The sequence below is a fragment of the Maricaulis sp. genome (genome assembly GCF_048269565.1).
Classification (GTDB): domain Bacteria; phylum Pseudomonadota; class Alphaproteobacteria; order Caulobacterales; family Maricaulaceae; genus Maricaulis.
The window spans coordinates 255,626-264,463 of sequence record NZ_JBLXIK010000004.1; the positions used below are offsets into that span (position 1 = coordinate 255,626).

Annotated in this window: 8 protein-coding genes and 1 rRNA gene; 4 read left to right on the top strand and 5 right to left on the bottom strand. The window is 63.5% G+C overall.

Going from position 1 to position 8,838, the window contains the following annotated elements:
- Positions 1-264: 264 nt before the first annotated feature.
- Positions 265-603: a tRNA-binding protein gene (locus ACN0YL_RS10515; RefSeq protein WP_417497944.1), complete on the top strand. Its 339-nt coding sequence runs from the start codon at positions 265-267 to the stop codon at positions 601-603.
- A gap of 729 nt (positions 604-1,332) precedes the next feature.
- On the opposite strand, the gene hfaD is transcribed toward ACN0YL_RS10515, so the two are convergent.
- Genes hfaD through hfaA form a run of 3 tightly spaced genes read right to left on the bottom strand, consistent with a single transcriptional unit; the run spans position 1,333 to position 3,923 of the window.
- Positions 1,333-2,544, bottom strand: a complete 1,212-nt coding sequence (hfaD, locus tag ACN0YL_RS10520; RefSeq protein ID WP_417497945.1) for a holdfast anchor protein HfaD — start codon at positions 2,542-2,544, stop codon at positions 1,333-1,335.
- Positions 2,486-3,493, bottom strand: a complete 1,008-nt coding sequence (gene hfaB, locus ACN0YL_RS10525) for a holdfast anchoring protein HfaB (RefSeq protein WP_417310298.1) — start codon at positions 3,491-3,493, stop codon at positions 2,486-2,488. The genes hfaD and hfaB overlap by 59 nt, the downstream gene beginning before the upstream one ends.
- Positions 3,486-3,923 carry a holdfast anchoring protein HfaA gene (gene hfaA / locus ACN0YL_RS10530; RefSeq protein WP_417310297.1) on the bottom strand — a complete coding sequence of 146 codons (438 nt, stop codon included), beginning with the start codon at positions 3,921-3,923 and terminating at the stop codon, positions 3,486-3,488. The genes hfaB and hfaA overlap by 8 nt, the downstream gene beginning before the upstream one ends.
- Before the next feature lie 156 nt (positions 3,924-4,079).
- On the opposite strand from hfaA, the gene ACN0YL_RS10535 reads away from it, so the two are divergent.
- Positions 4,080-4,763 (top strand): rhomboid family intramembrane serine protease, encoded by a 684-nt coding sequence (locus tag ACN0YL_RS10535; RefSeq protein WP_417497946.1) that lies wholly within the window; start codon positions 4,080-4,082, stop codon positions 4,761-4,763.
- On the opposite strand, the gene ACN0YL_RS10540 is transcribed toward ACN0YL_RS10535, so the two are convergent.
- Both ACN0YL_RS10540 and ACN0YL_RS10545 read right to left on the bottom strand, forming a co-directional pair.
- On the bottom strand, positions 4,764-5,378 hold the full coding sequence (locus tag ACN0YL_RS10540; RefSeq protein WP_417497947.1) for a GDYXXLXY domain-containing protein: 615 nt from the start codon (positions 5,376-5,378) through the stop codon (positions 4,764-4,766).
- On the bottom strand, positions 5,375-6,700 hold the full coding sequence (locus tag ACN0YL_RS10545) for a DUF2157 domain-containing protein (RefSeq protein WP_417497948.1): 1,326 nt from the start codon (positions 6,698-6,700) through the stop codon (positions 5,375-5,377). Before ACN0YL_RS10545 ends, ACN0YL_RS10540 begins: the two co-directional genes overlap by 4 nt.
- Before the next feature lie 151 nt (positions 6,701-6,851).
- Here ACN0YL_RS10545 and ACN0YL_RS10550 point away from each other — a divergent pair, with 151 nt between their 5' ends.
- Together ACN0YL_RS10550 and ACN0YL_RS10555 are read left to right on the top strand one after the other, a co-directional pair.
- Complete coding sequence (locus ACN0YL_RS10550; protein ID WP_417497949.1) at positions 6,852-7,280, top strand: CBS domain-containing protein; 429 nt, start codon at positions 6,852-6,854, stop codon at positions 7,278-7,280.
- 1,181 nt (positions 7,281-8,461) lie between these two features.
- Positions 8,462-8,838: ribosomal RNA gene (locus ACN0YL_RS10555) — 16S ribosomal RNA — on the top strand; the annotation flags it as partial.

Below are 8,838 nucleotides of genomic sequence, written 5' to 3' on the forward strand. Positions count from 1 at the left end.
GGATGCGTCAGCGATCCGGGCGTAGATCAGGGACCCAGACGCCCGACAAATCTCCGCCAGCTTCACCGGCCGCGCGTGAAAGGCTCCACCATGGCGCATCTGGGTCCCTGATCTGCGCCCCGCCTTCGCGGGGCATCCGTCAGGGATGACAATTATTTGATTTATCATGGAAATGCCAAACGCTCCGGAATGCTCCGAACAGGGGGTGATTTCCCTCGCGCAAGCGCCTATCTCTGCGAAAACCAACCTCGCAGGACGCGCGTTATGACCAAAGCCCAGATCGTATATGATGATTTTGCCCGGGTGGAGATGCGGCTGGGCCGGATTGTCGAGGCGCTGGAATTCCCCAAGGCGCGCAATCCCTCCTACAAGCTGTGCGTTGATTTCGGGGATTTCGGGACGCGCTGGTCGAGCGCCCAGATCACCAATTATGCCCGCGAGGAGCTGGTCGGGCGGCGCGTCGTGTGTGTCGTCAACATGCCGCCGCGCAATATCGCCGGCTTCCTCTCCGAAGTGCTGATCCTCGGCGTGCCCAATGCGGCCGGCGCGATCATCCTGCTGACCACGGCGGATGATGCCGTGCTCGGCGGCGAGGTTGCCTGAGGGGCGGGCACGCTCGTCAGCTGGCACTAATCCCCGCCCTTGCACAATCATCCCACGTCATCCCGGCGAACGCCGGGACCTCGACGCGACAAGTGCGGAGCCCGGTCTGTCGAGGTCCTGACTTGCGTCAGGATGACGAGGTCTGGGCCAACTTATCCCCACCCCCTCCATCCCCGCGCATAATCGCCCCATCTTCAGCCGAGCGGGGCGTTTCTAGACCGTCTGGTGATGTGGCTGGGGTGCGGTGCCTCGAGTGGGCCGGGAGTAACGGTCCGGTCCATGAAAGAGCGAAGGAGACAGACGGCGATCCTGGAGGTTCACTCACTGACGGTGACCAGACCCTTGTACCGGCCAAGGCCGGGACGTGACAGGCAGGGGCATCAATGGGCGGAGGCAAGACCGGGTGTTACACCCCGGCGGGCTCTGCCCCACACGATGGTGAGGGCGTGGCCACTGGCCCCGCCGGACCGGCAGGCTTGGAATTGGACAGATAAGACAAGTCGCGGCCTTCGTAAAAACATCGCGTGCGGGAAGATCCGGCGGACCGGATTTTCACTAAAGCGCTTAATGAGACAAGGGTTCAACGGATCTTCCCGTGCATCCCGCCTGATGACGACCCCATCCCTCCAGCGGCTTGCCGCGTGGAGATTTTGCTGCAGGCGGGCAGGAAAAGGCCCCGGACTCCCCCAAGTCCGGGGCCTCCACCCATCCTGCGGTACTGATCGTGGATCAGTCGCTGGAATAGGGATTGATGCTCTGGAAGGTGGCGCTGTTGCCGATCGCGGTCGCGGTGCCCGACAGCATGGAGCCGCTGGTCATCTGGCCGGTCACCACCGAGCTGATGGCGGCATTATTGGTCTGGTTCATATTGCCATAGGCGGTGACCGGGCATTCCGAACAGACATAAGTGGTGGCCGCATTGCCGAAGGCCGTCGCCGAGGCCAGCGCGACCCCGCCGGCACCGCCGGTGAAGGTCGTCGCCGCGTTGACGGCGCCATCATTGGTCTGGTCCAGGCCCATAAAGGCATCGGCGCCGATATTGGAGATGACGGCCGAATTGCCGACGCCCTCGGCCGAGAGCGTGACGACATCAATGTCGAAATTGCCGATATCGGCGCTGGCTTCCGCATCGACCTGGCCGGCATTGTCCTGGCTGCCCTGCATGTGGGCATAGCCATTCTCGTTCTGCATCCAGGCCGAATTGCCATTCGCCGAGGCGATGATCTGGGTTTCCTCGGCCCCGCCGCCGGCCTCGAGGCTGGCGCTGGCGCCGACATTGCCGCGATTGTCCTGGTCGAGATCGACGATGTGGGAGGGATACATGTAGTAACCCTCGATCGAGGCCGAATTGCCATTGGCCGCGGCGACCGTCGAGGCCGACCAGCCGAGCCCGCCGCCATTGGCGAGGACATAGCTGTCGGCGCTGACATCGGCGCCGGAATCCTGGCGCAGGTCGAGCGTATTGTCGCCGCCATAAGACACCGAGCCATAGGCATTGGCGCTCGCCGTCGCCGTGGTGACCGAGCTCATGGCATAATTGGAGACATTGAGGCGGGCCGTCGAGCTGACGCTGGAGCCGTCGAGCGCAGTCTGGCTCGCCGTTGCATCCATCGTCTCGTCATTGATCAGACTGGCCGAATTGCCGATCGCCGAGGAGGTCGTGATCGCGGTGCCGTGGATGATTCCCGCCGTCGTCGTCGCCGAGGTGGCGACCGAACCGGAGAAGGTCTGCTCGCTGTCGACATCGTGCGCTGTGGCGAAATCACCGGTCACGGCATTGGCCATGCCGATCGCGGTCATCGTCGCGGTATGGGCCTCGGGCGTGTCACCATTGGCGATCACCGAGATCGCGGCATCGAGATTGAGCTGGCCGTTGAGGACCTCAGTCGTATCGTCCGCGAAGATAGGTGCGGACACTGTCATCGCGGCGCTCGTGGCCATGATCCACACTCTCACGCATTTGGACATTGGAGGTCTCCCTGGAGCCATAGGCCGTGGCGATATTGATCCCGCCGGTCGTATTGGTTGGTCCGCTGCTGACGCCGCCGCCGATCGGGTCGCTATAGGCACACGCCGCCGACGGATCGACGCCGTAAAGCTGGGCGGAAATTTCAAGCACGGCGCGTTCGATCACGGTGCGCACGGCCAGCTGGACCGGCTCGAGCGAGCGGCCGCCGGCCGAGATGTCGACGACAGCATCGCCCCAGAAGGCGAAGACGCCGGCGCTGATCTCGCGACCGATGATCTGTTTCTGGTAGGAAATGACGTCAACGGTCTCCATGGTCTGGGTCTCGTTGAGACGCAGGTCGAGGCCGATATTCATCACCCACATGCGGCGGGAGAACAGGCCCGTCGGATCGCTGTCGATCCGGTCGCCGGCCAGCACGTCGGTGCCCGAGGAGCGGATATTGTAATTGAGCTCGGTGATGCCGCCGACCAGATTGTAATCGGAGCCGGGCAGGGAGGCGGCGCGGATCTCGCGCTGGGTGCCGTCGGCATTGCCGATCAGGGAATTATTGGCATAGCGCAGCTCGAGCTCGGAAATCGAGGTGTCGAAACGCTCGACCAGGCGGATGCCGGCTTTCGAGAAGGCCGAGATCGCCATCAGGGACGCGCCCTGGGTGATGGCGGCGCCGCCTTCCAGCGAGGCGCGGCCGGTATAGTCCGACAACCGCCCGACCGCGACCCGCGGCGAGCGCAGATTATGGGCCCGGGCGTAATTGGCCAGGCAAACCAGCGCTTCGGAATAGGGCGTCGGATTGGGCGTCACCGGCGAATTGCCGATCGGCGTCACGTAATTGCCGTCGGGGCCGGAGCGGTCTGTCGACGCGCAGCCGGTCAGGGCAAGAACGCTCGCCAGCGAGGCGAGGAGGAGTTTGGCTTTAATCATTATCGCTACTCACATTGCCGTCGGACTGGGCACTGGCGTTGATGTCGCCATTATTGATCTGGGTCGAATTGACGATCACGGTGTTGTACTGGCCGCTTACATTGACATTGAGCTGGTTGCCGATCGCGGTGGCGCCGGACCCGACCCCGCCGCCGAACAGGCCGCCATGGGAGGAGACGCCGACGCCGGTCTGGATCACGCCGTCAATGATGACGCGATTGCCCGCCGTCGAACGGCTCGCCGCGCCGGCGCTGGCGGCAGCGCCCGCACTGGAGCTTGCTCCGGACCACGCCTGGGTCTCCTGACCGCTGGCAACGCCATAGGGGCGCTCCCACTGAGCCGTCGTCGAGACCGACTGGCCCAGCGCGGTGGCCGGGGCCAGAATGGCCGTGATTGTTGCAAGGGCGATCGTGATCCTGCGGGTTTTCATTGTCTCACGTCCTTCAAAACGCAATTCTCACAGCGGTGATGTGCAATGGGCGTGCCAGCGGGTGAATGGGCCGATCTCCGTTCGCCTGTTGGGGGAAACCTTCCGTTAAGACGTTGAAAGTGCCCGATTGGGCCAGAGTTTCGAGGAGAATGACTGGTGAGTGTGCCGCAACGGGACGATCAGATCCGGACGCCGATCTTCAATGCCATGCCAGCCGCTGTCCTGATCCTGGCCACAGCGATCCTGGCCAGTGCGGCCATCACGGCGCTGAGTCCCGAAGCGGGACGCTGGATCCTGGCCAGCAGCTTGGTGATCAGCGGTCCGGCCGGCACGGCCCTGCCGGCACAGCCGCTCGGTCATGTCGCGCCGCTGCTGCTGCACGTCTTCATCCATTTCGGCCTGCTGCACCTGGTGATGAATCTGGCGGTGCTGATCGGGGCCGGCCGTGCCGTCGGGCTGGCGCTGGGCGGCGGGATCAGGGGCACGGCGGGATTCCTGGTCTTCTTCTTCATGTGTGCGGCGGCCGGTGCAGCGCTGGAAGTGCTGTTGCCGCATGACGGGATCGTGCAGATGGGCGGTGCCTCGACCGGCGTCTCCGGCCTGATCGCCGCGGCCGGCTGGGTGCGCGGCGGTTATCGCGGCATGCTCGGCCTGGCGCTGCCCTGGATCGGCTTCAATATCCTGATCGCCCTGACCGGCATGGTGCTGCCGATCCCGATCAGCTGGGCCGGACATATCGGCGGCACGGTGGCCGGCGCGCTGCTATTCCCGCTCGCCCTGGCGACATTCGGCGAAGGCCAGGGCCGGGATGGCGGCGACGGCGGGCGCTTCAGCGCCTGATCACCACAGCCGGTCCAGCTGGCGCACGCCGTCAATTTCGAAGCCCTTGATGATCGCGTTGCCGTCTGGCGACAGCGACAGGATCAGCCGCACACCATTATCGCCATCGGGATCGAGTTCGCGCAGCCGCCGCTCGAAGGCCAGGGCCAGCTCACGCGAGGCGTAATAACGCTCGATATTGTACACGCCGTACACCATGACACGGTGGACGGGGCGGGGCTCGTTGAGGCGATCACCGGTCTGAGGGTCGGTCCATTCTGAGTCGATCGTATGGCTCGAGCGGACGAAGCCGTGGATGAAGACGCCGCTGTCGGGCTGACGCGTCTGCAACGAGACCGGATGCCAGTTGCCGTCCTCGCCCGGTTCCAGCGTGACATAGAGCGCATCGCCGGCCTTGAACGCGTCCTCGTCCGTAAGCTCGCTCGCATCGAGCGACTGCAGCTCGGTGGTGATCATGCTGAAATGGCCCAGGAAGATATCGCGCGGATCATAGCCGCGGACATCGAGCACGACTTCGGTACCATGGGCCCGGGCTGTGGCGTGATTGACGACGAGAAAGCCGAGAAAGGCCGTCATCGCGGCGGCGATCAGGGCGAGGCGCGCGGTGATCTTCATGATGCGTCCTCCGTCGACGGCGCGGGCGGCGGTGCGGCGACCTGTTGCCGGCGCAGGCGCAACAGGCCGAGGCTGAGACCGAAGAGAATCGCGCCCCCCAGCAGGAAGAAGAGCGCCGTATCGAGCAGGCCGCCGAAGGTCTCGGCATAGACATAAAGCGTCTGCAGCACGAAGCCGGCGATTCCCAGCCCGCCGACAAAGGAGCGGCCGGGCCGTGTGCCCTGCACGATCATCGCCACGCACAGACCGTAGAATATCGCGCCGATCAGGATGCGCACCGCGAACAGCATCTCCGGTCCGGCGGCGCTGACGAGGGCGGGAATCATCGCCGCCACCAGGCCGGCGGCGAGGTAGGCGAGGGCGGTGGTCCAGCCGGCATCACCCGTGGCGACCCGGCGCCAGGAAGCAAGCGCGATCGTGACCACGGCCAGCGCCGCGATGGCGTTGAACAGGCCGGTGCCATGCTCGGCCGTGAAATTGCGAATCCCGTCGAGCGGCCATTGCAGCAGATAGGCTCCCAACAGGGCGAAGGAGATGCCCCAGGCCGCCAGCACGCCGCCGCCGGCAATGCCGCGGTCGCGGGCATGGGCGGCGATGAGCCCGACCGCGGCGGCAATCAGGATGGCGGCGGTGAAGGCCTGCAGCGGGTCGAGCCGGTGCACCGATTGCTGCTCCCACAGGACATGCGCGATCCAGCCAAACAGGGCAAGCGAGAGCAGGTTGAAGCTGACGCGCGAGCCGAGCCGGTGGGCGAGGGTGGCGGTCAGGCCCCAGACCGGAAGATAGCCCCAGACGATGCCGGGTGAATAAGGGGTGAAGATTTCCATTCCGGCCCACAGCGCGCCCAGCCCGGTCGCCAGGATCAGCACCGGGCGCGAGGGCAATACAAGGGCGATGGTCCCGGCCGCCGCGGCCCAGACGAGGACGGCTGTATTGCGGAAGGAGGTCATGTTGAAGGTCTGCGCGGTGAGCATGATGGCGGCACCGAACAGGGCCGCGCCCAGCAGGGCCAGGGCGTGGCCGATCACCGGAGCGCCGCGGTCGAAGGCGCGGCCGGCGCCGAGCAGGGCGGCCCACAGCGCCAACACAATTGTGCCGAAGCGCAGCAGGCGCGGCATCGCATCCCAATTGGCGGCGACAAAGCTCAGGGCCGACATCGCCAGCAGGGCGGCCCCGAGAATGGCGAGGGCGCCGGCGGCGTTCCAGCGTCCCGGTTGCGCGTCGACATCGGCGAGAATGGCCGGGCGGTGGCTGGCCTCGACCCATCCGGCGGCAATCCAGCGTTCCAGGTCGCGGGCCAGTCTGGCGCGATATCCCATCATGTCTCTCCCCTGAGATCGGTCGCAAAAGCGTGCCTGTGCACCGTGGGCTTGTCCATGTTTGTTTGATTCACATCGCCCCCGGGCCCGGGACCGCGTGCGCCCCGGCCGGTTTTGTGGTATGAAACAACCGCACCTGCGAGGAGGGCTGGCGATGAATATGGACTCCATTCTGCGCGGCAAGGGACGCGACGTCGTCTCGATCAATGAGGCGCTCAGCCTGGGCGAGGCGGCCAAGCTGATGGACTCGCACGGAATCGGCGCACTGCTGGTCTGCGACAGCCATGACAGGCCCACCGGTGTGGTGTGCGAACGCGATATCATCCGCGAACTGGCGCTCAATGGCGCCGCCGGTCTCGGCCGGCCCATCTCCGGCGCCATCACCGCCGCATTCCTGACGGCCGCGCCCGAAGATCTGACCGAGACCGTCATGGTGCGCATGACCGAACGACGCGTGCGGCATCTACCGGTGCTGGATCAGGGGCGGGTGGTTGGAATCGTCTCGATCGGCGACCTGGTGAAGGCCCGTATCGCCGAGGTCGAGGCCGAAACGGACGACCTGCGGAACTATATCCATCACTGATGCATCCGGGCGCAGTCCCGTGTGTACCTGCCAGACAAGGGCGATGCGGCGATTGCTGCCACAAAACTGATACAAAATGCCGTCAGGGGGTTGCTCTATCCCGGCCATCCTGTAGAACCCGCTTCACCAACGGCGCCGGCGCAGCGGTTTACCACTTGCGCCTCAGCGCCGTTTGTTTATTATGTGAGGTCTTGTCGCTTTTTAAGGATGACTCGTTCCACTTTCGAGTGTGACGGTCGGGAATTTTTTCGCCGGTTTTGGCCGCTGAAACATCTTCTGCACTTCCTGAGAATAGCGAATTGACTTCAAAAACCGGGCGGCTTAAACCCCGCCCTCCTCAACGGGACGGCCCAGAAAATCGGGTCAGAACAGAGAGGGGAAGGCTCTCGCCTTTCGGTGCTGAAATGGTTCGATCCTGGATCTGACCGGAGACATTTTCGCAAGAAAATCATCCGGTTTCCACGAACTGCAGAGGCCCTGAAATAAGCGTTTGACTTCAAAAACCGGGCGGCTTAAACCCCGCCCTCCTCAACGGGACGGCCCAGAAAATCGGGTCAGAACAGAGAGGGGAAGGCTTCCGCCTTTCGGTGCTGAAATGGTTCGATCCTGGATCTGACCGGTGACATTTTCGAAAGAAAATCATCCGGTTGCCACGAACTGCAGAAGCCCTGAAATAAGCGTTTGACTTCAAAAACCGGGCGGCTTAAACCCCGTCCTCCTCAACGGGGCGGCCCAGCAGATCGGGCCCGAACAGAGAGGGGAAGGCTTCGGCTTTTCGGTTCCGAAAATGGTGTGACCCTGGATCACGCCGATGAGTGTTCTCGCAAGGGAAACGGTCGGCTCCATCGCACTGCAGACGGTACTGAAACAGCAGTTGACACGGAATGCCGGGCGGCCTAAACCCCGCCCTCCTTAGCCGGAAAGATCGCCCCAGGTGATCGGCCTGGCGCGGACCTAAACGACGGAAGTTGTTGACGGTTCTGCTCTTTGACATTGTTGATTGGAAAGAGAAACGCAGGCGGCGGCGCTCTGCGGTGGGTCAGACCACCATAGAGACCGATAACGCTGAAGCGTTTTTCTACGACGATTTAAGTTTCGTTTTGGTCAGCCTTCGGGTTGGCCTGAATGGAACCACAATCCCGTTGAACTTTGAAATGCCATGCGATGTCGGGATCGAAACTCAACCTGAGAGTTTGATTCTGGCTCAGAACGAACGCTGGCGGCAGGCTTAACACATGCAAGTCGAGCGCCCACTTCGGTGGGAGCGGCAGACGGGTGAGTAACGCGTGGGAACGTACCTTTTGGTTCGGAATAGCCCCGGGAAACTGGGTGTAATACCGAATGTGCCCTTCGGGGGAAAGATTTATCGCCAAAAGATCGGCCCGCGTTAGATTAGCTTGTTGGTGAGGTAATGGCTCACCAAGGCTACGATCTATAGCTGGTCTGAGAGGATGATCAGCCACACTGGGACTGAGACACGGCCCAGACTCCTACGGGAGGCAGCAGTGGGGAATATTGGACAATGGGCGCAAGCCTGATCCAGCCATGCCGCGTGAAT